Source organism: Methylorubrum pseudosasae (assembly GCF_029504475.1).
Lineage (GTDB): Bacteria > Pseudomonadota > Alphaproteobacteria > Rhizobiales > Beijerinckiaceae > Methylobacterium > Methylobacterium extorquens.
In genome coordinates this window covers 3,025,538-3,048,212 of sequence record NZ_JAQGDU010000002.1, presented here as the reverse complement: position 1 = coordinate 3,048,212, position 22,675 = coordinate 3,025,538, and the positions used below count along the sequence as shown (strand labels likewise).

The following is a 22,675-nucleotide window of genomic DNA, read 5'->3' as shown; positions in this document are numbered from 1 at the left end:
AAACGGACTCGGGCACGCACCAAGTTCGGCAGCACCTTCAGTGTGAGATCAGGCAGAAACCCGGCACCGGCCATCGCGGTTGGCTGAGGCAGTCAGAGCCAATTCGGAGGCGGGAGTGCCGCGCTACTTCTTCGACACGCACGACGGTGAGTTTCATCGTGACGATGAGGGGTCCGAGCAGGCGGATTTTGAGGCGGCACGCAAGGAGGCGATGATCTTCCTGCCTGAAGTGGCGCGCTGGGAGATCCCGAAAGACGGCGATCACCGTTCCTTCAGCGTTTTTGTCCGCGATGAGAGCGGGGCCATCGTCTACACGGGAACGCTGACCTATTCCGGACTCCGGCTCACCAGCGCTGGATAATCTTGGAAGGCAAGGGAATGATCTGACAACTTTGCGGATCATGTGTCATCGCGCGATGGCCGCAACCGTGCAACCCGCCGCGGCACCTGTTGTTCGACCCTGGCGTTAAAGACAACCGGGATCCTGGCCACCTGTATAGACCTGAATCCGCCAGGGTACCCCGGAAGGGGTAGAGAATAACATCCTCATCTAATCCACCCTCGAAGCTGTCCGGGCAAAATTCTCCATCGGCCCGTTGAACAGGTGCCGCAGCCTATCGTTTACGGAATACCAGCCGAATCAGATGATGTCTGGCGCGGCGTCATGCGGTGGGAGGCAAAATCCTCATGCCGGACAAAGCAAAGCGCGCCGATCTCGCCCAAAAGGCCCTCGACGCTTACCTTCACGAACACTCCGGCATCCGACGCTGGTGCTATCCGACCAGATCTGACGATATCGGAGAGAGCGATATCATCGACCTCGTCACCGACCTCCTGCTGTTGGCGGAGGTGAAAGGTCACGATCCTTGCAGTGTCGTCCGCAAGGCCGAAGTGCACCTTCAGGCTGAAGCCGATTTGCACGGCTGAGGCTGCCCCCCGACTCCGGCGCACTCAGTGGCGGGGGTCGGAACGAGATTCTGCTGTCCTTCGACACGCCCACGGTGCCGGGGTTAGCGGGACGTGGCGCGTCTTACGACCTCACCTGTGACGCCCTTGCTCGCGCCGTCTTCTCGCTGGGGTGCTTGGGGCTGAGTGCCCGCCCGTCTTCGTGCCCTGCCCGTCGATTACCCCCCTGAGCCTGCCCCGCACCGGGTCGGCCTGCGGCGTCACGTCCAGGAACAGGCAGCCGGCGTTTGCCTTGCCCCTTCAACTCCCAGGGAGATCGATGTGACACGATACGCCGTAAGCACGCTGGGCACCCTGTGCCTCATGCTGTCCGCCAACCTCGCCCATGCCGAAGGAAAGCCGCTGCCCCCGCCGGCCTCCGACGGACAGCCCGTCATGGAGCTGACGATCGAGAAGAAGGACAGCAAGATCGTCTGCTCGCCCGCCGAGCTCCGCTTGCCCGCGAATACGAATGCCGAGCTACGGGTGATCAACAAGGCCGACCAGCCCGTGACCCTGACCATGGACGGTCAGTTCGAGAACGGCCTCGTGCAGCACGTGGATGGTGACCAGGGCCACTCCGCGAGCGAGAAGGGCTACACCATCAAGCTGAACGGCAAAGCCACGCTCAAATTCAGGACGATGGCGGCTGGCGAACATCCCTACGGATGCACGGGTGTGAACAGCCAGAGCGACCCCTTCGTCGGCAAGTACATTCTTGTTCCGCCAGCCGGCTGAGGCGCAGAGGCGATCGAACAGCCTCGGAACCGAGCCAGCCGCTGAGGTTTGGCTCGGTATCGCATCTCACCCGCAAGCGAGGAATGCCATGTCGAGCGACACGCAACAGCATCACGAACTCCTCAGCGCTGTCAAAGCGGCTCAGGGCACGCAGGACGGGTCCTTCGAAAAGGCTGTGACACGCGCTTTCGAGCACGTTTTCGAGCACCTGGATCGGCTGAACTCTCACGTCTCGACCGGTGGTTCCGAGGGTGAAGAGCGGGCGCTCAAGCCCGACGAGTCTCCCACCCTTCGCTGATTGTGAGGGATCTGCGTCCTCACGCAGATGCGCAGCGTGATCCATCAATATGCGTCCCTGTCGCATTCGCGCCGGGGCGCTTCGGGGGGCCTGAACGAAGCGGGCAACCCCGGCGTTGAACCTGCTCAACGACAAACAGGGATGGAAACGACCATGCAGACTAAGACAATCGCCCTTGCCGCAGCGCTGACACTGGCCCTTTCGGGGGTCGCTCTGGCTCAAACGCCTGCCGGCGGCGGAAGCGCCGAGGGCAACATGAACAACCCGGCCAGCGTGAAGAGCAATTCCGAGAAGAGCATGGAGCGCGCAACGGGTTCAGCGACCGGCAGCACGACCGGGACCGGCATGGCCCCGGCGGCGCCCGGTGCTGCTGGCGGTACGTCCGGCGGCAGCATGGGCACCGGCACCGGTGCAGGCACCAGCGGTGCCGGTGGCGCGGCCGGCGGTCGCTGACCGATCCACAGCGAGATAAGATTGGGGGGTCGGCGTGATGCCGGCCCTCTTTCGTTACGACCCCAGCCTCGCTTGGCCGTCTCGGAACGGCGCTCTGCTCGGCCCGCATTCAGCCTCGACCACGCCCACCGGAAACCGCCTCGGACCCGAAAGCGCGTGTTCCGCACTTAACCTTTCGGCTTGCGGTCCTCCGGCGTCTCCGGCTTGAAGTCCTTCGAGGGATCGGGGTTGTCCTCGGGCTTGAGCGTCGCGCCGGGCGTGCCTTTGCCGGGATGCCCCGTCTGCTCGTCGATGTTCCCGAGCGCACCGCCTTTGTGCGTCTTGCCGGCATCTGCACCCGGCTTCTCCGGCTTCCTCATGATGGTCTCCCGGTTCGCAACGCAGAGCGCTTCAGGCCGTAGAACGCGCAGCAAGCCCCAAGGAGCCGCCCATTCGGCACTATGATGCAGATTTGATCCGCCGGACCGGGTATACCGCTCGCCGGGCAGCGGTGATGCGCCCCGACATCACGGTCGCTGAAGAGGAGAACGTCATGCGCTACACCGTTCACTGGACCTCACCCTCGGGCCCTTCCAAGGAACCGCACGACCTCGGGGCGAGGGCCGCCGAGCGCGCCATGACCTTTGCGAGCATGGGCGCTTCGGAGGTCTACGTGGAGACCAGCGACGGACGGGTGTTCCGGGCGCCGGCACAGATGGCCGCCTTGGTTCAGTACGCGCAGACCGCCGACACCGAGTAGAACCGAAGCGGACGGCGGCAATCCCCGCGGCCTGCCGTCCGAGGGGGCCGATCAGGATCCGACGAGCTGCCATTCGAAGACGAGTTGGCGAAGCCGCGTTTGGGCGGCGCGGCGGGCCTCGTCGAAGGTAGCGTAGCTCTGCGCGCCGTAGCGCCGTGGCTCCCCCTTCTCGACGATGGAGCAGACGAAGCGGCCCGGGCGCCGCCAGCAGGGTCTCACATCGATGGAGTAGGGATGGTGGTTCCGGTCAGCCATGCGGGCATGGTGCCATGCCCCGAGGCAGCGACCAAGGTGCGGCGACACCGCGCGGCGTTCACATTTGTAAGCGCGCGAATCCCAGCACCGGACGGGCGACCTCAGCTCTCGTCCTGATCCTGCGCGGGACGTAAGGAGCGCTCGATCGTCTCCAGAACGGTCGTGGCGAGCACCGCATCCGGATCGTCGCGGAACAGCACGTCGCGCAGCATGGCGAGGTAGCCTTCGAGGCGCTCGTCGTAGTGATCGGAATCGATCGAGCGCAGCACGCTGGCCAGGAAGCCCACTGCCATCTGGTGGGCCACCTGCTTGGCGCCGAGTTCGGCGAGCCCTTCGGCGAGGTTCGTTACCGCCGCGTCGTGCCGGGCGCTGACGGCGGCGAGCGCCGTCAGTTGCTGGGTCTGGTCCATCGGGTCGGGTCCTCAAAAGCACGTCGAGAGGTCGGGCGGGAAGCGCGCCGGGCGGTCAGGATCGGAGCCTACAGCTTCGCGTCGGCGAAGCGGCGGAACGCTTCCAGCGTCTCGGCGCTGACATGGTGCTCGATCCCCTCCGCGTCGCGTCGGGCCGTCTCGGCACTGACGCCCACAGCGCGCAGGAAGCGCTCGACGATGCGGTGGCGTTCCCGCGACTGCTCGGCCAACGCCTGCCCCGCCGGGGTGAGGAACACACCGCGATAGGGCCGCTGCTGCACGAGGCCGTCCTCGGCGAGCCGCTTGAGCATCTTGGCGACCGTCGGCTGGGCCACGCCGAGGCGGGCGGCGATATCGACCTGCCGCGCCTCGCCGCCGTCGCCGATCAGGTCGGCGATCAACTCGACGTAATCCTCCACCAGTTCGAGACGGCGCGCCTCGCGGGCCTGACGGAAGCTCTCGACATGGACCTCCGCATCGACGAGCGGCGCATCCGCGCCCGCCGGGTGCACCTCGGGTGCCGGCTTCTGACCCATCTCTCGCCCCATATCTCGCGACGCATCCTGCATGAGGCGGCGGGCTCCTCCATTTCGGGCGCGGCCTGATTGGCCCACGCCTCATAGGGTCGTCAAACGTCTTCACGAAACACCCGGCGCACAGACCGCGCCTTGGCAAGAGCGATGGCAAGGGCGGCGGCAAATGCGACGGCAAGGGCGATCGATCCGCCCGGTGTTTCGAAGGTACCCTACCGGCATGTTTAACCTAAGCCCCCCACGGCCGGGAACCCGGCTGGAAGCCCCTTGATCTCAGCTTCGGCGCAGCTTTATAGCTAATGCTATAAGGCCTTGCTATGTGCGGGTGCGAATGGAGCGCCCGCTCTCCTGCGCCGGTCCGCTCCATCGGGAGCGACGGGCAGGGACAATCGGCACCTTGATGCGAATGGAAGTGGTGATGGATCAGGTTCGGCCGGCACCGCCCGGGCAAGCCCCAGCGGAACCGAGCCTCGGCGCGCTCAATGGCAGCGTGCCGGTGCGGGCGGGCGGGTCCTGGCTCTGGCGGCTCTTCGCCTTCATCGGGCCGGGATACATGATCTCGGTCGGCTATATGGACCCGGGCAACTGGGCCACTGACATCGCCGGCGGTGCCCAGTTCGGCTACACGCTGCTCTCCGTCATCCTGCTCTCGAACTTGATGGCGATCGTGCTGCAGGCGCTGGCGGCGCGGCTCGGCATTGCCACCGGCCTCGACCTCGCCCAAGCCTGCCGCGAGCGGACCTCGCGGCCCGTGAGCATCGCGCTGTGGCTGATCTGCGAGGCGGCGATCATCGCCTGCGATCTCGCCGAGGTCATCGGCACCGCCATCGCCCTCAAGCTCCTGTTCGGCATCCCGCTGACGCTGGGCGCGATCCTCACGGCGCTCGACGTGTTCGTGGTGCTGCTGCTGCTGCGACGGGGCTTCCGGTCGCTGGAGGCCTTCGTGATCGGCCTCCTGACGATCATCTTCGTCTGCTTCGGCCTGCAGATCGCGATGGCGGCACCGCCGATCCAGGCCGTGCTCGGCGGCTTCGTGCCCTCGCGGGAAATCGTGACCAACCCGGCCGCGCTCTACATCGCCATCGGCATCATCGGCGCGACCGTGATGCCGCACAACCTCTACCTCCACTCCTCGATCGTGCAGACGCGCGCCTATCCCCGCACCGATCAGGGCCGGCGCGAGGCCCTGCGCTTCGCCGTCACCGACTCGACGGTTGCGCTGATGCTGGCGCTGTTCGTCAACGCCGCGATCCTGATCATGGCCGCGTCCGTGTTCCACGCGGGCGGGCGCACCGATGTCGAGGAGATCGAGCAGGCCTACGAGTTGCTCTCGCCCTTGCTCGGCGTCGGCATCGCCTCGACGCTGTTCGCCGTGGCGCTTCTGGCGTCCGGCCTCAACTCGACGGTGACCGCGACGCTCGCGGGCCAGATCGTGATGGAGGGCTTCCTGCGGCTGCGCCTGCCGCCCTTCGCCCGGCGGCTGGTGACGCGGGGCATCGCCATCGTCCCCGTGGTGATCGTCACCGCTCTCTACGGCGAGCAGGGCACGGCCCGGCTCCTCGTGCTGAGCCAGGTCGTGCTCTCGATGCAACTGCCCTTCGCGGTGATCCCGCTGGTGCGCTTCGTCTCCGACCGGCGGCTGATGGGTCCGCTCGTCATCCCCGGCTGGCTGAAGGGGCTGTCCTGGGTCATCGCCGGCATCATCGTCGTGCTGAACGTGAAGCTGCTGGTCGACACGCTCGCCGGCACCTGACCCGACGGCGCCTCATGCGTCGGCCGCACGCAGATGCGCCACGAAATCCTGCGCGAAGGGCGGCAGACCCGCCAGATCCCGCAAGCAGAGCTTGAGGTCGCGCGCCGCCCAGGGATCCTCCAGCGGGACGGGCGCGATGCTCATCGTGCGCTTGGCCCGCCGCGCCGTGGTCTCCGGCACGATGCCGAGGCCGACGCCGCATTCCACGAGGCGGCAGACCGCATCGAAGCTGCGCAACTGCACCCGCAGCCGCATCGGCCGGCCGATACGGGAGGCCTTGGCCGCGAGGAAGCGGGTCAGGGCGCTCGGCCGATCGAGGCCGACGAGATCGTGCTCCAGCACCTCCGCGAAGCCGAGGCTGTCGCGGCCGGCGAGCGGGTGGCCGGCGGCGACCACCACCACGAAGCGGTCGTGGCGGAAGGGGAAGGTCTGGAGCGTGCCGGTATCGACGGTGCCCGCGACGATGCCGAGATCGGCGGCCCCGTCGGCCACCATGCCGACGATCTCGTCGGATGTCCGCTCCTCGATATCGACGCTGACGCCGGTATGCAGGGCGAGGTAGGCGGACAGCGCCTCGGGCAGGAATTCGGTGAGCGCGTTGGTGTTCGACAGAACCCGGATCTGGCCGACCGCGCCGCCCGCGAACACGGAAAGATCGCCTTGCAGCCGCTCGATCTGGCCCATGATCTCGCGGGCATGCGCCAGCAGGGTGCGGCCGGCGGGCGTCACCGTCACACCCTGGCGCCCGCGCACGAGGAGTGCCGCGCCGAGCGAGGCTTCCATCGCCCGCACCCGCGCCGAGGCGGCGGCGAGCGCGAGGTTCGCCCGCTCGGCCCCATGGGTGATCGAACCGGCCTCGACGACGTGGCGGAACAGGTTCAGATCGACGAGATCGAAGCGCATCACAGGTGAATTCGACAAGGCGCTCTCAGCCCCCGCATTCGCGTGGGATGGAGCAAAGATCGGTCGTAACGCCTATCACGAGAGCGTGAGCGAGGCACCAGCCTTCGCCAGTGGCGAAGGCACCCACCACGAAAGCCGAATTGCGAACGGTTCCAATTCGCGTTTGAAGCGCGCCCATGAGCGCTGCAGTCGCCAGCATCTTCGGAGGACAAGGCACGGTCGTCGCGGCCGGGGGCCTGCTCGTGCTGTGCATGGGGCTGTGGGCGAGCGGGCTCGTGGCCGAGATCGTCACGGCGCTGATGTTCTTCGCGCTCGCGATGCTGCTCAAGCTCGCCCCGGCGCAGACGGTGTTTTCCGGCTTTGCCTCCTCCGCCTTCTGGCTGGTGACGAGCGGCATGGTGGTCGGGCTCGCCATGAATCGCACCGGACTGGGCGACCGGCTCGCGCGCCGACTGGCCGCGCGGCTGCCCGCGTCCTATCCGGGGTTCATCGCCGGCCTCGTCGCCTTCTCCTTCGCGCTGGCCTTCGTGATGCCGTCCAATCTCGGCCGCATCGCCCTGATGGTGCCGGTGGTGATCGCGCTGTGCGACGCCTTCGGGCTGGAGGCCGGGCGTCCGGGCCGGACGGGCGCGCTGCTCGCCTTCGGCATCGCCACGCCGATGCTCTCGGCGGCGATCCTGCCGGCCAACGTACCGAACCTCGTCATGGCCGGCACCGCCGAGACGCTGTTCGATATCCATCTCAGCTATCTGCCGTATCTCTTTCTGCACGCTCCGGTTCTCGGCCTCGTCAAGGGCGCGTTGCTCGTCGCCTGCACGATCATGATCTTTCCCGATCGCCTCGACGGGAAGCGGCCCGAACTGCCGCCGCTGCCCCCGTTATCGGACGAAGAGCGGCGCCTCTCGGTGATCCTCGCGGTGATGCTGGCGCTGTGGCTCAGCGACGGCTGGCACGGCATCCCGCCGGCCTGGATTGGGCTCGCCGCCGCAGTGATCTGCCTGTTGCCGGGCGTCGGCGTCCTGTCGTCGGCGAGTTTCAGTGAGATCCCGTTGCGGACCTGCTTCTACGTCGCCGCCCTGTTCGGGCTGACGGCGGTGGTCAACGAGACCGGGCTCGGCGCCGATCTCGGCCACGCGCTCCTCGCGGTCGCCCCGCTGGAGCCGGGCGCGCCCGCCAAGAACTTCGCGACCCTGAACGGTCTGTCGATCGGCTTCCTGTTCACCGCCACCGCCAACGGCGCGCCCGCCCTCTATACGGCGCTGGCGGAAGAGTTCTCGCGGGCCAGCGGCTTCGACCTGATGAGCGTACTGATGGTGCAGGTGGTCGGCTATTCGACGCTGTTCCTGCCTTATCAGGCGCCGCCCATCATCATGACGATGGATCTCGGCCGCCTGTCCCTGGCCGACGCGACCAAACTCACGCTCGCCACGGGCGTCGCGTCGCTGCTGGTGGCGACCCCGCTTGCCTATTTCTGGTTCAGGCTGACCGGGAGACTGGCATGAGACAGATCCGCGCGATCGTCAGCTTGACCAATGCTGCACCGCAGCACCGGCATTGCCGGTCGGAGCCGAGCGCCCTAACCCTTCCCTGGAATTTATCCAGTCTTCGACGCGAGGATCGTGAGCCGCGATGAACCCTACCGTCAGACCTACGGTCGCCCAGCCGCTCTCGCCCCATCTCCAGATCTACCGCTGGACCTGGACCATGGCGATGTCGGTGTTTCACCGCATCACCGGCACGGCGCTCTATGGCGGCACCTTCCTCGTCGCGGTGTGGCTGGTGGCGCTCGCCTCCGGTCCGCGCGCCTACGACACGGTGGCGTGGTTCTTCGGTTCGTGGGCCGGGCGCGCCATCCTGTTCGCCTATACCTGGGTGCTGCTGCATCACATGCTCGGCGGCCTGCGCCACTTCATCTGGGATGCGGGCTACGGCTTCGACCGCGACCGTCGCCTCGGGCTCGCCCGCGCCACGCTGATCGGCTCCGTCACCCTGACCATCGTGATCTGGGCGATCGCCCTGCTCGTGCGCTGAGGCTCGCCATGTCCCAGGTCGACAACCGCCAGAACACCGCGCTCTCGATGCGCACGCCCCGCGCCCGGGTGAAGGGCCTCGGCGCTTCGGGTCACGGCGCCGGCCATTTCTGGCTGCAGCGCCTGACCGGCGCCTCGAACGCACTCTTGATGCTCGCCTTCGTCGTCATCATCGCGCTGATGGCCGGGCGGACCTACCCGCAGGCGGTCGCGCTGGTGTCGCACCCGCTGGTTGCGATCATCCTGATCCTGGCCGTGGTGTCGGTGACGATCCACATGCGTCTCGGCATGCAGACGGTCATCGAGGACTACGTGCACAGCCACGGCCTCAAGTTCGCGGCGCTCATCGCCAACACCTTCTACGCGGTCGCGGTGGCTGCCGCCTGCCTCTACGCGATCCTCCGCGTGAGCCTGGGCGGCCTCGCCTGATCGTCGTCACGGAACCAAGGATTCACGCCATGGCCTCCAACGGAACGAACGGCGGCGCGCCCGCCTACGCCATCATCGACCACACCTTCGACGTGGTGATCGTCGGCGCCGGCGGCGCGGGTCTGCGCGCCACGGTCGGCTGCTCCCAGGCCGGGCTTCGCACCGCCTGCATCACCAAGGTCTTCCCGACCCGCTCGCACACCGTGGCGGCGCAGGGCGGCATCTCCGCCTCGCTCGGCAATATGGGGCCGGACGATTGGCGCTGGCACATGTACGACACCGTGAAGGGGTCGGACTGGCTCGGCGACCAGGACGCGATCGAGTACCTCGTGCGCAACGCCCCCGCCGCCGTCTACGAACTCGAGCACTGGGGCGTGCCGTTCTCCCGCACGGACGAGGGCAAGATCTACCAGCGGCCCTTCGGCGGCATGACCACCGATTACGGCAAGGGCACCGCCCAGCGCACCTGCGCCGCGGCCGACCGCACCGGCCACGCCATGCTCCATACGCTCTACGGGCAGGCGGTGAAGAACAAGACCCAGTTCTTCATCGAGTACTTCGCCCTCGACCTGATCATGGACGAGGACGGCCGCTGCCGCGGCGTGATGGCGATCGACCAGGCCACCGGCGAGATCCACCGCTTCCGCGCCCAGCAGACCATCCTCGCCACCGGCGGCTACGGCCGCGCCTACTTCTCGGCGACCTCGGCCCATACCTGCACCGGTGACGGCAATGCCATGGTGCTGCGCGCCGGCCTGCCGCTGCAGGACATGGAGTTCGTGCAGTTCCACCCCACCGGCATCTACGGCGCCGGCTGCCTCATCACGGAGGGCGCGCGCGGCGAGGGCGGCTACCTCACCAACTCCGAGGGCGAGCGCTTCATGGAGCGCTACGCCCCCTCGGCCAAGGACCTCGCCTCCCGCGACGTGGTCTCCCGCTCGATGACCATGGAGATCCGCGACGGCCGCGGCGTGGGCAAGGAAGGCGACCACATCTTCCTGCACCTCGACCATCTCGACCCGAAGATCCTGCACGAGCGCCTGCCGGGCATCTCGGAATCAGCAAAGATCTTTGCGGGCGTCGACGTGACCAAGGAGCCGATCCCGGTTCTGCCGACGGTCCACTACAACATGGGCGGCATCCCGACGAACTTCCACGGCGAGGTGCTGACCCTGAAGAACGGCAACCCCGACACGGTGGTGCCGGGCCTGATGGCGCTCGGCGAGGCGGCCTGCGTCTCGGTGCACGGCGCCAACCGCCTCGGCTCGAACTCGCTGATCGACCTCGTGGTGTTCGGCCGCGCCGCGGGCCTGCGCTGCGCCGACATCGTCGAGCCCGATGCCCGCCAACCGGAACTGCCGAAGGGCTCAGCCGACAAGGCGCTCTCGCGCCTCGACCGCTTCCGCTACGCCGACGGCGGCACCCCGACCGCGCAGCTGCGCGACCGGATGCAGCGGACGATGCAGAACAACTGCGCCGTCTTCCGCACCGGCGAGGTGCTGGAGGAGGGCAAGGGCCTGATCCACGAGGTTTGGCGCGGCGTCTCCGACATCGCGATCACCGACCGTTCGCTGGTGTGGAACACCGACCTGCTCGAGACCCTGGAATTCGACAACCTGATCGGTCAGGCGGTCGTGACCATGGAATCGGCGGTCAACCGCAAGGAAAGCCGCGGTGCGCATGCCCGCGAGGACTTCCCCGACCGCGACGACAAGGAGTGGGATGAAGCACACGCTCGCGTGGCTCGACCAATCCAAGCACGGCGTCGAGATCGATTACCGCCCGGTCCACACCTACACGATGTCGAACGACATCCAGTACATCGAGCCGAAGGCGCGGGTGTACTGATGCAGCCCGCGGCGCAGTCGGTCGAACGGGGAGGGGCGGGGACGATGATCCCGGCCTCGCGTCGCCTCGTGCGTGCCGTCCTGTCCGCCGCGGCGGGGCTCCTGGTGATCGTGTCGGCAGCGGCGCGGGCACCGGATTTCGACTTCCCGGCCGAAGTCGCGGGCTTCAGTCGCGGCCCCCGCACGGATTACGAGGCCCGGGCACCGGGGCTCGGCTACTCCGTCGTCTACACGAACGGGCGCTGGAAGGCGGACATCTACGTCTACGATGCCGGTGTGGCGAACATCCCCGACGGAGCCTCCTCACCGGTGGTCACCGGACAGCTCGCGCAGGCGGCCGGCGACGTCAGAACGGCGGTGGTGCAGGGCATCTACCGCGGCAGCGAGGATCGCGGCGCGGAGCGCCTGCCGGGGGAGGCGGGCGCCCGGCTCACCTGCCGCGCCTTCACCATCGATCACCCGGCCCTCGGCCCCACCGAGAGCCTGCTCTGCCTCACCGGTCTGCGCGGCCAATTCGTGAAGTTCCGCCTGTCCGGCCCAGCCGCGAAGCAGCCTCCGAAGGCGGAGGCCGAGCGGTTCATGACCGGCTGGCTCGACCGGCAATAGGATCTTCGAAACTCGGAGCGCGCCGCAAGGCCGCCGCACCTCAAAAGGCACCCGACATGGCCCAGTTCAATCTTCCCAAGAACTCCCAGGTCACCGAAGGCCGGACCTGGCCGGCGCCGGACGGCGCCAGGAACCTCCAGACGTTCCGGATCTATCGCTGGAACCCGGATGACGGGAAGAACCCGCGCATCGACACCTATAGGGTCGATCGCGACGATTGCGGCCCGATGGTCCTCGACGCCCTGCTGTGGATCAAGAACAAGGTCGATCCGACGCTGGTCTTCCGCCGCTCCTGCCGCGAGGGCATTTGCGGCTCCTGCGCCATGAACATCGAGGGCCAGAACGCGCTCGCCTGCACCATGGGCATCGACGAGTGCAAGACCCCCGACAACGCGCTGCCGTTCCTGACCCGCAAGGACAAGGACGGGGCGGTGCGGATCTACCCGCTGCCGCACATGCCGGTCCTGAAGGACCTCGTGCCGGATCTGACCAACTTCTACGCGCAGCACGCGTCGATCGAGCCCTGGCTCCAGACCGAGACGCCCGCGCCCGAGAAGGAGTGGAAGCAGACGCCCGAGGACCGCGCCCGGCTCGACGGCCTCTACGAGTGCATCCTGTGCGCCTGCTGCACCACGAGCTGCCCGAGCTACTGGTGGAACGGCGACAAGTTCCTCGGCCCGGCAGCCCTGCTCCAAGCCTATCGCTGGCTGATCGACAGCCGCGACGAGAACACCGGTGAGCGCCTCGACGGGCTGCACGATCCGTTCCGGCTCTACCGCTGCCACACGATCATGAATTGCGCCAACACCTGCCCGAAGAACCTCAATCCGGCCAAGGCGATCGCCGAGATCAAGAAGATGATGGTCGAACGCGAAGTCTGATCGCGTCGCCGCAGGACACCCTTCGAGACGACGTTCGAGAGCCGCGCCCCACCCTGGCGCGGCTCTCCTCGTTCCGGCACCCCACAGGCGGCACTCATCGACTGAGGCAGGGCCGCCACACTGCCGCGAAAACCTGGACGTGTACGGCTTTTCCCCGGCCCGGCGTGCAGCCTGCCTTGCCGCAAGCGCATTTGGCCCTGAGGGCAAGCGCGACCGTTGCGTGTTTGGGGTGAGGGGTCTTTGATGACGCGTGGGTTCCTGTCGAAAGCCGCCTGTCTCGCGCTGGCCGCGAGCGTCGGCGCCTGCGCCTCCAACCGCTTCGAGGGGCCCCGCGAGCGTCCGCGGCCCCAGGCAGCGCTCGAACCTGCCACGCCCGCGCTGCCCGCCGGCACGGTGACGAGCGAGCCGCTCGCGCCCCCGCCGGGCGTCTCCGCCGCGCCGGGCGAGCCGCCGCCCCCGAGCGTCGCCGCGGCCCCCTCGCAGGCGATCGAGCCGCTGCCGCCCGCTCCGCCGCCGGTGGTCGCGACCGGCCGCTCCTCGGTGGTGGGCTCGTGGAACGCCACCGATGCCGCGGGAAGCTGCAAGGTGTCGCTGTCGAGCACGCCCTCGCTCGACCTCTACAAGGCCTCGGCCGCGGGCTGCGGCAACAAGGATCTCGCCAAGGTCTCAGCCTGGGATTTTCGCGATGGCGAGGTCTACCTCTACCAGCCGGGCGGCACCGTCACCGCGCGCCTGCGGCAGGCCGGCGGCGGCCTCGAGGGTGCGCTCTCGAAATCCGGCGCGCAGCTCTCGATGGCGCGCTAAAGCGCTTTCCGACGAAGTGGACGCCGGCTCGGCGAAAGAAAGCGCGTCGAAACAGAGACCGAGAGACGCCGGCCTGATGCCATCAGGTCGGAGACGGCTTTAAGGCGCGCTCCCCTCAGGGGTTCACCCGCACCCCGAGCAGCACCGTATGCGCCTCGTAGGTCGAGAGCGGGACGGTGCTGTTCAGCGTCGAGTAGATGTAGCTGCCGCGGAGAGCCAGCCAGCGGTTGAAGCGGTAGTCGAGCCGGGCGGTGGCGGAATAGCCCCGCTCGCGGATGCGCACGCCGTCGTAGTTGGTGGAGAGGTATGCGCCGCCCAGCGTGATCGAGAGGTTGCGCAAGAGGTCGTGCTGCACTTCGAGGGTGGCAGCGTCGGTGAAGGCGCCGCTGGAGCCCGGCACCGCGGTCTCGATCACGCCGGTCTGCTGGTTGAACCGCACCGTGGTCAGCGGCGAGACCGACCAGACGAGCGCCGCGTTGATGACCGGCGCGTTGATGTCCTGCAGTGTGCGATCGATGTAGGAGCGGTGCTGCAGGCCGCCCGAGATCTCCGCCGTCAGCGTGCTGTTGAGCGCCACCGCCGCGCCCGCGGTGAAGGCGACGCCGTCCGAATCGCGGCGCAGGCCGAACTGGTCCACCGGCGTGTCGTAGACCCGGGTGTCGAGGAACGTCTCGACGAAGGGCGTGATCGCGGGCGAGATCTCGTATCCGGCGCGCAGGCGCAGGCCGTACTGGTTGGCGTCGCGGTCGCTCTGAATGATCGTGGTGCCGTTGCCGAGCTGCGCGTCCTCGAAGACCGAGCGGTCGATCGAGCCGCGCAGCGAGAGCTGCAGCCGGTTGAAGTTTTCCTGCACCCCCGCGGTCGCGCCGTAGGTGGCGAAGAGCGGCCGGGTCGTCGCCCCCCCACCCGCGCCGAGATCCGGGCTGCCGATGCGCTGGCTGTCGAGCAGGAAGCGGGTCTCCAGATCGATCCGGGTGTCGCGGTCGACGTCGATGCGCATCCGCGCGGTGCCCACCGCGTTGGGGCGGCTCGCCTCGGGGTTCTGCGGATATTCGAGGTAGCTGCCGCGCATCTCGGCGGTGAGTTCACTCGCGGACCACTCGCTGCGCAGTGCCAGCTCCGCCTCGCTGCGCAGCGCCAGGGAGGGCCGCAGGCGGGTGCCGCCGATCTGGTCCGGGTTCGAATCGTAGCCGACGCTCTGGGTGAAGGCCGGCAGCAGCGTGAAGGTGCCGAGCCGGATGCCGAGCGGCGCGTAGGCGGTATCGGCGGGGATCGGCCGGCGCAAAGCCGTGCCGAGCAGCAGCCCGGCGGCGTTCGGCAGGCCGAGCCCGAGGATCGGCGCCGGCAGCGGCACGCCGGAGACGGGCGTCTGGATCACCGGGGTGAGGCGCAGATCCGTGATCGTCTGCTGCGTGCGCGTCTGGGTGATCTGGCGGGTCGCCGTGCCGAGCCGGCGCGGGGGCGCCGCACGCAGGCGCAAGATCGAGGGCCGGGCCGGGGTGCCCCGCGTCGCGGCGGAGCCGGGCAGGCTCGTCGCGCTGCGGAAGCGCGGCAGGCGGGCCACACTCGGCTCCTCGCTCTCCTCGGAGGCGGGGGCCGGATTCTGGGGCGTGCCGCTGCCGAGCGGGGCGGGGGCGGAGAAGGCGCCGGAGCCGCGCAAAGCCGTCGGCGCGTCGAAGGCGGAGCGGCGCGGGCGGCCCGCGGTCGCCGGCTCGGAGGGGCTGCGCGCGAGCGGGTTCGACGCCGTGCTCGGGGCGGGCTCGGCCGGCGCCGGGTCGGCCGTCTCCTGCGCCAGCGCGGGGCCCCCGAGCAGGGCGGGGAGCAGCGCCAGAGCGAACGCCCCGCGGCGCCCCCCTCGCTTGTCCCCGTTCGGCCGCTCGCGTGACACCGGCAGCGCTCTTTCCCTGGATACTACGGCCGGCGGCCCGTGGACGGGGCGGCGTTCCGTGTCCGGTCGGCGCCCCATGGTTAACGGGGCTACACCGGGCATGGTTAACGTGCCGTTGCGGGGCGCCCACTCGCCCTGTCCCGCCGTGAGCAGCCGCCGCGTAGCCCCCATGCGGCCACAGTCGCGGTTGAAGAGGGCGGATCAGGAATCGCGAGGGCCCGGCGCCGGGCTTTGAGACGGAAACGACAGCTTCATGGCCCTGGCACAGCGGATCGAGGACCGGAACCGGACGAATGGGGCGGCGCGGGCGCCCGCCATCGCCTCGGCCCTGCGCACCATCGAGACCGAGCGCGAGGGCCTGGCCTGCCTGATGGCCGCGATCGACAACGGCCTCGGCGAGCCCTTCGCGCAGGCCGTCGAGCGGATCGGCGCGGCGCGCGGCCGGGTGATCTGCACCGGCATGGGCAAGTCCGGCCACGTCGCCCGCAAGATCGCGGCGACCTTCGCCTCCACCGGCACGCCCGCGCTCTACGTCCACCCGGCCGAGGCGAGCCACGGCGATCTCGGCATGATCCAGCCCGACGACGTGGTGCTGGCGCTGTCCTGGTCGGGCGAGACCACGGAACTGGCCGACATCATCGGCTACACCCGGCGCTACCGTGTCGGCCTCGTGGCGATCACCTCCAACGCCGCCTCGACGCTCGGCCGCGAGGCCGACACCTGCCTCGCTTTGCCGAAGGCCAAGGAGGCCTGCCCGAACGGGCTCGCCCCCACCACCTCGACGGCGATGCAGCTCGCGCTCGGCGACGCGCTCGCCGTGGCGCTCTTGGAGGCCCGCGGCTTCTCCGCCCGCGACTTCTCCGTGTTCCATCCCGGCGGCCGGCTCGGCGCCTCGCTGCGGCAGGTGCGCGAGGTCATGCATGGCGGGGCGCATCTGCCCGTGGTGTCCATCGGCACCGCGATGCGGGCCGCCGTGGCCGAGATCGACGCCAAGGGTTTTGGGTCGGTCCTCGTGGTCGATGAAGCGGGCGCGCTCGCCGGCATCCTCACCGACGGCGACGTGCGCCGCGCCGTCTTCTCCCGCGAGGGGCTGGACCGCCTGCCGGTCGAGGCGGTGATGACCGCCAACCCCCGCACGATCACGCCCGAGACCCTGCTCGCCAAGGCGCTGCAGATCCAGGAGGCGATGAAGATCACCGCGCTCGTGGTGGTGGACCAGGGCCGCCCCGTCGGTCTCGTGCACTACCACGACCTGCTGCGCACCGGCGTGGCCTAGAGCATCGTGCTGGATATCGGATCCAGCACGATGCTCTAGGCTTTTGTTATTGCATCATCTTTTTCCGAAAGCCGGTCACCACCTTTCGGGATGATGCTCTCGAGCGCATTCCGACGAAGTGGTGACCGGTTCGTCGAAAGAATGCGCGTTGAAACAAAGAGCGAGAGACGCCGGCCTGATGCCATCAGGTCGGATACGGCTCTCGGCGCCGCGCCCATCCGCCCCGCCACGCCTGCATCCCGAGGTGGCGCGCAAGCGCCCGCGAAGGGGGCTCCGGGGATCGCGCGGGATCGGGGAGATCCTTCGAGGCTCCGCTTCAGCTCTAAGCATATATTGACTTCTTTTCAACTCGATAGTTGGAATACTATAAATAATGGTAGGTCAGCAACTCTTAGCGGCCCTACCTCAGCGGGAAAATCTTATGTTCTTTTACTCAGTTTGGTGGAAAAATTTCGTACTAATCGAATAAAAACTGCTGCTTATGTTGTTCCAACTCGGGCGCTGATCAATCAGGTTTCTGATGATGCAACAGAAGCCTTCAGAGAAGGCGGCCTGACAGGAACGACTATTACGAGTATACCAGTAGACATTTCGTCGGGTAGTTCGGAAAAAATTTTATACGTTGTTACTCAGGAACGACTTGATGCACTTTTAATAGCAAGCCCAGGATTAGATTTTGATTTAATAATTGTAGACGAAGCTCAGATGATTGGTGACGGCAGCCGTGGCGTACTATTAGAATCGGCAATGGATAGAATCAGTGCGCAAACACGTGATCGACAAATTCTTTTTAGTGGTCCCCTAATCGATAATCCTAGTTATTTTGGAGAAATATTTCAGATAAAAAATTTCGGTGCCTGCACATCAAAGAAAACGCCTATTACTCAAAATATCGTTTTCCTAGACTACATCGAGAGCCCCGATCCCTATGCTTCTGTAAAATCTTATTCTGGTGGAGTTAAGTCAGAAGTAGCTCTGGTTCACTTACCTGTCCGTTTGCTTGCACCGCTCGACAAGATAAGTTATATTAGTTATACTTTTGGAAAATCTGGCGCTAGTATTGTCTACGCGGCTGGCAAGGCTGATGCGGAGAAAATCGCTACAAAAATCACAATCGAAATATTAGATAAACCAGAACTTGACGCTGAAGAGCTCGAATTTATAGATTTTGTAAAAAAACATGTCCATAAAGATTATGCCTTGGTGACAACGCTTCGGAAAAGGGTTGGCTTTCACTATGGCTACATGCCGAGTCTTCTTCGGAAACAACTAGAAAATCGATTTCGAGAGCGAAAAATCAATTACCTTGTATGCACTAGCACTTTGCTTCATGGGTTAAATTTGCCTGCAAAGAACATTTTTTTGCTTAATCCAACGACTGGTCGCGGAAATCCTATTTCCGGTCCAGATTTTTGGAATCTGTCTGGCCGAGTAGGTCGGTTGGGTAAAGAACTCGAAGGCAATGTATTTCTAATTGATTATGATGCTTGGGAGTCAAAACCACTGTCAGAAGGGAAAGGTGTTATAGTTAGCTCTGCCCTCAAAGATGTTGTTATGGATCGGTCAAGCGAGTTGATTGAATTCCTCGCTGACGAAAATATTTCGTCAGATATTGATCCAGAGCTTGAGATCACTCTCGGCAAACTAGTGCTCGATCACCGTAACAATCGTCTAGATAAGACTCTGAACAGATACGAATCAGAGTCGGGCAACAAATCGGTAAATCAAATCCGCGACCGAATCTCTCAAATATCAATTATCGTAAATATACCGACAGAGGTATTGAACAACAACATCGGTGTTTCTATTTTTCGCCAAAAAGATTTGTTTGATTATTTCACCAAACGCCTGACGCAGTTACCTCCGGAAGACTTGATCCCCGCTCATCCTCTTGGAACGTTCAATGATGTTTTATCTAATCATAGGAGGTGTTTCAAAAGAATTCATACGTACCTACTACGGTATAAGGGAGCAGATAACCGGCATAATTTTTTTGCTCCGCTAGCACTTAGATGGATGCGCGGAGATCCGCTGCCAGTTCTCATCGATAGCGCAATTCGCTGGCATCAGAGCCGAAAAAGCACAAAGCCTAAAGCATCTATTATCAGAGATACGATGGAAGATGTTGAAAAAGATCTGAGATTCCGATACGTAAAGTATTTTACCTGCTATAACTCTTTGCTGAAAGCCGCGCTCGCAGAGATAAATCTCGAAGAATACATAAAGTTAGTTCCTGATGTACCGCTCTTTTTAGAAGTCGGCGGATCTTCTGGTTCAATGATAAATTTGATGGCTCTGGGTTTATCGAGAACGTCTGCTGAAGCTCTGTCTGATTACATCAATGACAAGGAGATGTCTCTAATTGACCTTAGGTCGTGGCTTCGCCGCCTGAACATTAGGACTTTGGACATCTCGCCGATCTGCATACGCGAAATAGAATCTCTTATGGAGAAAGAGCAAATCTTCGAGCGCCGTCGGACAGATAACTAGCAACCATTGAAGGTGTGCTGGACGGTGATCTCAAAAAACTGCCACCAAACCAACCCCAATCACCATCAACACCGCCCCGGCAACCCGCCAAACGCTGGCTGGGTGCACCTGAAACCCGATCCAGCCAAAGTGGTCGAGCACGAGCGAGGCGAGCACGCCCACGGTGACGATGATGCCCAAAAAGGTCGCCGCGCCGATGGCGGGGGAGGCGTAGAGCTGGGCCAGGATCAGCAGAATACTCAAAAAACCGCCGAGCCATGCCCACCAGGGCACCTGCCCGAGTTGCTGGCCGGTGGGGAGTTCGAGTTTGCCCAGGGCGAGGCCGCCCATGAGCAGGGCGGCGGTGCTGACCAGCAGGGTCAGGAGGGCCGCCGTCACCGGCAGGCCGAGCGACTTCGACAGAGTCGCGTTCTGTCCCGGCTGGATCGCGTTGGCGAGACCGGCGAGGATGGTGAGAGCGTAGAGTGACCACATAGCCCGTCATCCGAGACGCGGACCGCCAAGTTTCGCGGGTGCGACACCGGGACCGCCCCGCAAGAAGGGGCGTCGGGGCCGGCGCGGCCGGGCGACGGGGCTTGGGTTCGGGCCCTGCGCGCGGATCGACCCGGCCGGCCGCGCGCAGGGAGGCTCGGGCCGCCCGTCCCCGCCGCCCTGCGTCCGGGGCGCCGGCCCGCGAACCCGGACGCCGCCCGTGATGCCGCACGGGTCGGCCGCCGCGCGGCCGGGTTGCGCGGCCCCGGACGGACGGGGAGGGGCCGCGAACCCGCTTGCGGGCGCGCGCCCGAACCGCGTCGATGGCCCCTCGACAAAGCGTCGCCGCGGGAAGAAGGGTGGGGCGAAGGGCCGATGCCGTCAGGGCGGCGACGGCGCTCGTGATCGGCGCGTGGGGCGAGGGCGGATGAGCGAAGCCATCACCATCGAGGATGTTTCGGGCGGCGTGCGCCTGATCCGCTGGAACCGCCCGGCCAAGAAGAACGCGCTGACCGGGGCGATGTACGACGCCGCCACGGCGGCGCTGGAAGACGCCGACGCGAACTCCCAAAAAATCGGGGCGGTGGTGTTTGCCGGGCTGCCCGGCGCCTTCACCGCCGGCAACGATCTGGCCGACTTCTTTGCCGCCGGCACGGCGCCGCGCGACGCGTTTTCCGAGATGCCGGCCCTGCGCTTCATCCGGCAGCTCGCCCGCACCCGCACGCCGATGGTCGCGGCGGTGGACGGGCTCGCCATCGGCGTCGGCACGACGCTGACGCTGCATTGCGACCTCGTCTATGTCGGTCCGCAGGCGCGCTTCCGCATGCCGTTCGTGGAACTCGGCGTGGTGCCGGAGGCCGCCGCCAGCCACCTGCTGCCGCGCCGGATCGGGCTCGCCCGCGCCTCGGCGCTGCTGCTGCTCGGCGAGCCGTTCGACGGCGCGGCCGCCGTGGCGCTCGGGCTCGCCAACGCCGAACTGCCCTCCGAGGCGCTGGAGGCGCATGCGCTGGCGCAAGCCGCGCGGTTGGCCGCCCTGCCGCGCCGGGCGGTGCAGGCGACCCGCGCGCTGATGCGCGGCGAGCAGGGGCTGGTCGAGGCGGCGATCGAGGCCGAGGCGCAGGCCTTCGAAGCGGGCCTGCGCGATCCCGAGACGCAAGCGCGGCTCGCCCGCTTCCTCGCCGGCAAGGCGTGAGCGCTTCGGTGACGCCTTCGTTGCGGGGAAAAGTCTGCCTCGTGGCCGGGGCCTCGCGCGGGGTCGGGCGCGGGCTCGCCCGCGGGCTGGGGGAGGCGGGCGCGACGGTGATCGTCACCGCGCGCTCCTCCGAGACCGGGCGGCGCACCGAGACGCGCGCGGAAGCGATCGAGGACACCGCCCGCGAGGTCGATGCGGCCGGCGGCGAGGGGCACCACTACCTGTGCGACCACACCAGCGAGCGGGCGGTGGACGAACTCGTGCACTGGGCGCTGCGCCGGTTCGGGCGGATCGATGTCGCGGCCTCCAGCGTGTGGGGCGGCAACGAGGGCTATGACGGCGAGCGCTACCCCGACGGCGCCGCCTGGGGCACCCCGTTCTGGCGCCGCTCGGCCGAGCCGTTCTCGCAGTTTCTGGGGACGGGGCCCTATCCGGGCTTGCTGCTGGCGCGCGCCGTGGCGCCGGCCATGGTCGCCGCGCGCTCCGGCCTGATCGCCTTCGTCTCCTTCGGCACCGAGGAGGGGTTTTTGGGCGATTTCTACTACGACCTCGCCAAGGCGACGACGAACCGGCTCGCCTTCGCCTGCGCCGCCGAGCTGAGCCCCCACGGCGTCTGCGCGCTCAGCCTCTCGCCGGGCTTCGTCGCCACCGAGCGGGTGCGCGATCTCGGCCAGGAGGCGCTCGCCACCGAGAGCCCGCTCTATGCCGGCCGGGCGCTCGCGGCATTGTCCGCCGACCCCGCCGTGCTGGACCGGGCGGGGCGGACGGTCCATGTCGGGGATCTCGCCCGCGCCTACGGCTTCACCGACGCCGACGGCCGCCAGCCGGAGCGCTTCCGGATCGGAGAGGATGACGCATGAGCCTTGAAGGGAAGAGCCTGAAGGGGAAGACGCTGTTCATCACCGGCGCCTCGCGCGGCATCGGGCTCGCTATCGGCCTGCGCGCCGCCCGCGACGGCGCCAACGTGGCGATCGCCGCCAAGACCGCAGAGGTGCATCCGAAGCTGGAGGGCACGATCTTCACCGCCGCCGAAGCCATCGAGCGGGCAGGGGGCCGGGCGCTGCCGCTCACCGTCGATGTCCGCGACGAGGAGGCGGTGAAGACGGCGCTGGATGAAACCGCAAGAACGTTCGGCGGGATCGACATCGTGGTCAACAACGCGAGCGCGATCTCGCTGTCGAACACGCCCAAGACCGAGATGAAGCGCTTCGATCTGATGCATCAGGTCAACACGCGCGGCACCTACATGGTCAGCAAATACGCGATTCCGCATCTGGAGCGGGCGGAGAACCCGCATATCCTGATGCTCTCGCCGCCGCTCGACATGGCGGAGAAATGGTTCGCGCCGCATCTGGCCTACTCGATGGCCAAGTTCGGCATGTCGCTCTGTGTGCTGGGTCTGGCCGGAGAACTCCGGGGCCGGGGCATCGCCGTCAACGCCCTGTGGCCGCGCACCACCATCGCCACGGCGGCGGTGCAGAACCTGCTCGGCGGCGACGCGCTGATGCAGGCGAGCCGCACGCCGGAGATCATGGCGGACGCGGCGCATGCCGTGTTCCTGCGGGAGGCCAAGAACTTCACCGGGCATTTCCTCATCGACGACACGGTTCTGAGTGAGGAAGGCGTCACGGACTTTTCAAAATACCGCGTCACAGCAGGCGTTCCGCTTGCGCCGGACTTCTTCGTGCCGGACACAAGCGTCGCCCCGCCCGGGGCACTCGACTGAAGCCCCAT

25 protein-coding genes and 1 pseudogene are annotated in these 22,675 nt (G+C 66.4%); 19 read left to right on the top strand and 7 right to left on the bottom strand.

Going from position 1 to position 22,675, the window contains the following annotated elements:
* Positions 1–115 precede the first annotated feature (115 nt).
* The 5 genes from M2437_RS15280 to M2437_RS15260 all read left to right on the top strand — a co-directional run bounded on the left by M2437_RS15280 (position 116) and on the right by M2437_RS15260 (position 2,434).
* Positions 116–361 carry a DUF6894 family protein gene (locus M2437_RS15280; RefSeq protein ID WP_004446672.1) on the top strand — a complete coding sequence of 82 codons (246 nt, stop codon included), beginning with the start codon at positions 116–118 and terminating at the stop codon, positions 359–361.
* 326 nt (positions 362–687) lie between these two features.
* Positions 688–927: a hypothetical protein gene (locus tag M2437_RS15275; RefSeq protein ID WP_004446671.1), complete on the top strand. Its 240-nt coding sequence runs from the start codon at positions 688–690 to the stop codon at positions 925–927.
* A 300-nt stretch (positions 928–1,227) separates the two neighbouring features.
* On the top strand, positions 1,228–1,683 hold the full coding sequence (locus M2437_RS15270) for a cupredoxin domain-containing protein (protein WP_056503113.1): 456 nt from the start codon (positions 1,228–1,230) through the stop codon (positions 1,681–1,683).
* 88 nt (positions 1,684–1,771) lie between these two features.
* A complete protein-coding gene (locus M2437_RS15265) occupies positions 1,772–1,981 on the top strand; it encodes a hypothetical protein (protein ID WP_004446669.1) in 210 nt (69 codons plus the stop codon).
* A 153-nt stretch (positions 1,982–2,134) separates the two neighbouring features.
* Positions 2,135–2,434: a hypothetical protein gene (locus tag M2437_RS15260; RefSeq protein ID WP_253387927.1), complete on the top strand. Its 300-nt coding sequence runs from the start codon at positions 2,135–2,137 to the stop codon at positions 2,432–2,434.
* Positions 2,435–2,601: 167 nt separating this feature from the next.
* Here M2437_RS15260 and M2437_RS15255 read toward each other — a convergent pair whose 3' ends face one another.
* Positions 2,602–2,793, bottom strand: coding sequence for a hypothetical protein (locus M2437_RS15255; protein ID WP_004446666.1), 192 nt, complete (start codon positions 2,791–2,793; stop codon positions 2,602–2,604).
* A gap of 173 nt (positions 2,794–2,966) precedes the next feature.
* Here M2437_RS15255 and M2437_RS15250 point away from each other — a divergent pair, with 173 nt between their 5' ends.
* Positions 2,967–3,173 carry a hypothetical protein gene (locus tag M2437_RS15250; RefSeq protein ID WP_015823843.1) on the top strand — a complete coding sequence of 69 codons (207 nt, stop codon included), beginning with the start codon at positions 2,967–2,969 and terminating at the stop codon, positions 3,171–3,173.
* Between the two features lie 51 nt (positions 3,174–3,224).
* Here M2437_RS15250 and M2437_RS15245 read toward each other — a convergent pair whose 3' ends face one another.
* From M2437_RS15245 to mntR, 3 genes are all read right to left on the bottom strand, one after another.
* On the bottom strand, positions 3,225–3,428 hold the full coding sequence (locus M2437_RS15245) for a hypothetical protein (protein ID WP_004446664.1): 204 nt from the start codon (positions 3,426–3,428) through the stop codon (positions 3,225–3,227).
* A 101-nt stretch (positions 3,429–3,529) separates the two neighbouring features.
* Positions 3,530–3,838, bottom strand: coding sequence for a hypothetical protein (locus tag M2437_RS15240; protein ID WP_004446663.1), 309 nt, complete (start codon positions 3,836–3,838; stop codon positions 3,530–3,532).
* 68 nt (positions 3,839–3,906) lie between these two features.
* Positions 3,907–4,374 (bottom strand): manganese-binding transcriptional regulator MntR, encoded by a 468-nt coding sequence (gene mntR / locus M2437_RS15235; RefSeq protein WP_012753420.1) that lies wholly within the window; start codon positions 4,372–4,374, stop codon positions 3,907–3,909.
* Positions 4,375–4,789: 415 nt separating this feature from the next.
* On the opposite strand from mntR, the gene M2437_RS15230 reads away from it, so the two are divergent.
* Positions 4,790–6,124, top strand: coding sequence for an Nramp family divalent metal transporter (locus tag M2437_RS15230; RefSeq protein ID WP_253387926.1), 1,335 nt, complete (start codon positions 4,790–4,792; stop codon positions 6,122–6,124).
* Positions 6,125–6,136: 12 nt separating this feature from the next.
* Here M2437_RS15230 and M2437_RS15225 read toward each other — a convergent pair whose 3' ends face one another.
* A complete protein-coding gene (locus M2437_RS15225) occupies positions 6,137–7,027 on the bottom strand; it encodes a LysR family transcriptional regulator (RefSeq protein ID WP_056460390.1) in 891 nt (296 codons plus the stop codon).
* Between the two features lie 176 nt (positions 7,028–7,203).
* Here M2437_RS15225 and M2437_RS15220 point away from each other — a divergent pair, with 176 nt between their 5' ends.
* The 7 genes and pseudogenes from M2437_RS15220 to M2437_RS15190 all read left to right on the top strand — a co-directional run bounded on the left by M2437_RS15220 (position 7,204) and on the right by M2437_RS15190 (position 13,624).
* A complete protein-coding gene (locus M2437_RS15220) occupies positions 7,204–8,529 on the top strand; it encodes an SLC13 family permease (RefSeq protein ID WP_253387925.1) in 1,326 nt (441 codons plus the stop codon).
* A 127-nt stretch (positions 8,530–8,656) separates the two neighbouring features.
* Entirely contained in the window at positions 8,657–9,058 is a 402-nt protein-coding gene (gene sdhC / locus M2437_RS15215) for a succinate dehydrogenase, cytochrome b556 subunit (RefSeq protein ID WP_012254823.1), read from the top strand.
* Between the two features lie 8 nt (positions 9,059–9,066).
* On the top strand, positions 9,067–9,486 hold the full coding sequence (gene sdhD, locus M2437_RS15210; RefSeq protein WP_004446649.1) for a succinate dehydrogenase, hydrophobic membrane anchor protein: 420 nt from the start codon (positions 9,067–9,069) through the stop codon (positions 9,484–9,486).
* 29 nt (positions 9,487–9,515) lie between these two features.
* A pseudogene (gene sdhA / locus M2437_RS15205) lies at positions 9,516–11,334 on the top strand (succinate dehydrogenase flavoprotein subunit).
* Positions 11,334–11,939: a hypothetical protein gene (locus tag M2437_RS15200; protein WP_277570330.1), complete on the top strand. Its 606-nt coding sequence runs from the start codon at positions 11,334–11,336 to the stop codon at positions 11,937–11,939. The pseudogene sdhA and the gene M2437_RS15200 overlap by 1 nt, the downstream one beginning before the upstream one ends.
* A gap of 56 nt (positions 11,940–11,995) precedes the next feature.
* A complete protein-coding gene (locus tag M2437_RS15195) occupies positions 11,996–12,820 on the top strand; it encodes a succinate dehydrogenase iron-sulfur subunit (RefSeq protein ID WP_004446642.1) in 825 nt (274 codons plus the stop codon).
* Positions 12,821–13,063: 243 nt separating this feature from the next.
* Positions 13,064–13,624, top strand: a complete 561-nt coding sequence (locus M2437_RS15190) for an AprI/Inh family metalloprotease inhibitor (protein WP_253387923.1) — start codon at positions 13,064–13,066, stop codon at positions 13,622–13,624.
* A 115-nt stretch (positions 13,625–13,739) separates the two neighbouring features.
* Here the strand turns inward: M2437_RS15190 and M2437_RS15185 are convergent, their stop codons facing one another.
* Positions 13,740–15,512: an outer membrane beta-barrel protein gene (locus M2437_RS15185; protein ID WP_253387922.1), complete on the bottom strand. Its 1,773-nt coding sequence runs from the start codon at positions 15,510–15,512 to the stop codon at positions 13,740–13,742.
* 253 nt (positions 15,513–15,765) lie between these two features.
* Between M2437_RS15185 and M2437_RS15180 the strand changes: the two genes are divergently transcribed.
* Together M2437_RS15180 and M2437_RS15175 are read left to right on the top strand one after the other, a co-directional pair.
* On the top strand, positions 15,766–16,788 hold the full coding sequence (locus M2437_RS15180) for a KpsF/GutQ family sugar-phosphate isomerase (protein WP_253387921.1): 1,023 nt from the start codon (positions 15,766–15,768) through the stop codon (positions 16,786–16,788).
* A 141-nt stretch (positions 16,789–16,929) separates the two neighbouring features.
* Positions 16,930–19,278: a DEAD/DEAH box helicase gene (locus tag M2437_RS15175; protein ID WP_253387920.1), complete on the top strand. Its 2,349-nt coding sequence runs from the start codon at positions 16,930–16,932 to the stop codon at positions 19,276–19,278.
* 30 nt (positions 19,279–19,308) lie between these two features.
* Here M2437_RS15175 and M2437_RS15170 read toward each other — a convergent pair whose 3' ends face one another.
* On the bottom strand, positions 19,309–19,752 hold the full coding sequence (locus tag M2437_RS15170) for a DMT family transporter (protein ID WP_253387919.1): 444 nt from the start codon (positions 19,750–19,752) through the stop codon (positions 19,309–19,311).
* Between the two features lie 424 nt (positions 19,753–20,176).
* Between M2437_RS15170 and M2437_RS15165 the strand changes: the two genes are divergently transcribed.
* Genes M2437_RS15165 through M2437_RS15155 form a run of 3 tightly spaced genes read left to right on the top strand, consistent with a single transcriptional unit; the run spans position 20,177 to position 22,667 of the window.
* Entirely contained in the window at positions 20,177–20,941 is a 765-nt protein-coding gene (locus M2437_RS15165) for an enoyl-CoA hydratase-related protein (RefSeq protein WP_253387918.1), read from the top strand.
* Between the two features lie 8 nt (positions 20,942–20,949).
* Positions 20,950–21,801, top strand: coding sequence for an SDR family NAD(P)-dependent oxidoreductase (locus M2437_RS15160; protein WP_003602863.1), 852 nt, complete (start codon positions 20,950–20,952; stop codon positions 21,799–21,801).
* A complete protein-coding gene (locus M2437_RS15155) occupies positions 21,798–22,667 on the top strand; it encodes an SDR family oxidoreductase (protein WP_253387917.1) in 870 nt (289 codons plus the stop codon). Before M2437_RS15160 ends, M2437_RS15155 begins: the two co-directional genes overlap by 4 nt.
* Positions 22,668–22,675 lie beyond the last annotated feature (8 nt).

Excerpts from the sequence above, each read along its gene's own strand:
- M2437_RS15245 (WP_004446664.1), bottom strand. The coding sequence starts at position 3,428 with ATGGCTGACCGGAACCACCATCCCTACTCCATCGATGTGAGACCCTGC.
- M2437_RS15275 (WP_004446671.1), top strand. The coding sequence starts at position 688 with ATGCCGGACAAAGCAAAGCGCGCCGATCTCGCCCAAAAGGCCCTCGAC.
- M2437_RS15170 (WP_253387919.1), bottom strand. The coding sequence starts at position 19,752 with ATGTGGTCACTCTACGCTCTCACCATCCTCGCCGGTCTCGCCAACGCG.
- M2437_RS15165 (WP_253387918.1), top strand. The coding sequence starts at position 20,177 with ATGAGCGAAGCCATCACCATCGAGGATGTTTCGGGCGGCGTGCGCCTG.
- M2437_RS15175 (WP_253387920.1), top strand. The coding sequence starts at position 16,930 with ATGCGCGTTGAAACAAAGAGCGAGAGACGCCGGCCTGATGCCATCAGG.
- M2437_RS15220 (WP_253387925.1), top strand. The coding sequence starts at position 7,204 with ATGAGCGCTGCAGTCGCCAGCATCTTCGGAGGACAAGGCACGGTCGTC.
- mntR (WP_012753420.1), bottom strand. The coding sequence starts at position 4,374 with ATGGGTCAGAAGCCGGCACCCGAGGTGCACCCGGCGGGCGCGGATGCG.
- M2437_RS15200 (WP_277570330.1), top strand. The coding sequence starts at position 11,334 with ATGCAGCCCGCGGCGCAGTCGGTCGAACGGGGAGGGGCGGGGACGATG.
- M2437_RS15250 (WP_015823843.1), top strand. The coding sequence starts at position 2,967 with ATGCGCTACACCGTTCACTGGACCTCACCCTCGGGCCCTTCCAAGGAA.
- M2437_RS15225 (WP_056460390.1), bottom strand. The coding sequence starts at position 7,027 with ATGCGCTTCGATCTCGTCGATCTGAACCTGTTCCGCCACGTCGTCGAG.
- M2437_RS15260 (WP_253387927.1), top strand. The coding sequence starts at position 2,135 with ATGCAGACTAAGACAATCGCCCTTGCCGCAGCGCTGACACTGGCCCTT.
- M2437_RS15255 (WP_004446666.1), bottom strand. The coding sequence starts at position 2,793 with ATGAGGAAGCCGGAGAAGCCGGGTGCAGATGCCGGCAAGACGCACAAA.
- M2437_RS15190 (WP_253387923.1), top strand. The coding sequence starts at position 13,064 with ATGACGCGTGGGTTCCTGTCGAAAGCCGCCTGTCTCGCGCTGGCCGCG.
- M2437_RS15230 (WP_253387926.1), top strand. The coding sequence starts at position 4,790 with ATGGATCAGGTTCGGCCGGCACCGCCCGGGCAAGCCCCAGCGGAACCG.
- sdhC (WP_012254823.1), top strand. The coding sequence starts at position 8,657 with ATGAACCCTACCGTCAGACCTACGGTCGCCCAGCCGCTCTCGCCCCAT.
- M2437_RS15195 (WP_004446642.1), top strand. The coding sequence starts at position 11,996 with ATGGCCCAGTTCAATCTTCCCAAGAACTCCCAGGTCACCGAAGGCCGG.
- M2437_RS15240 (WP_004446663.1), bottom strand. The coding sequence starts at position 3,838 with ATGGACCAGACCCAGCAACTGACGGCGCTCGCCGCCGTCAGCGCCCGG.
- M2437_RS15155 (WP_253387917.1), top strand. The coding sequence starts at position 21,798 with ATGAGCCTTGAAGGGAAGAGCCTGAAGGGGAAGACGCTGTTCATCACC.
- sdhD (WP_004446649.1), top strand. The coding sequence starts at position 9,067 with ATGTCCCAGGTCGACAACCGCCAGAACACCGCGCTCTCGATGCGCACG.
- M2437_RS15265 (WP_004446669.1), top strand. The coding sequence starts at position 1,772 with ATGTCGAGCGACACGCAACAGCATCACGAACTCCTCAGCGCTGTCAAA.
- M2437_RS15180 (WP_253387921.1), top strand. The coding sequence starts at position 15,766 with ATGGCCCTGGCACAGCGGATCGAGGACCGGAACCGGACGAATGGGGCG.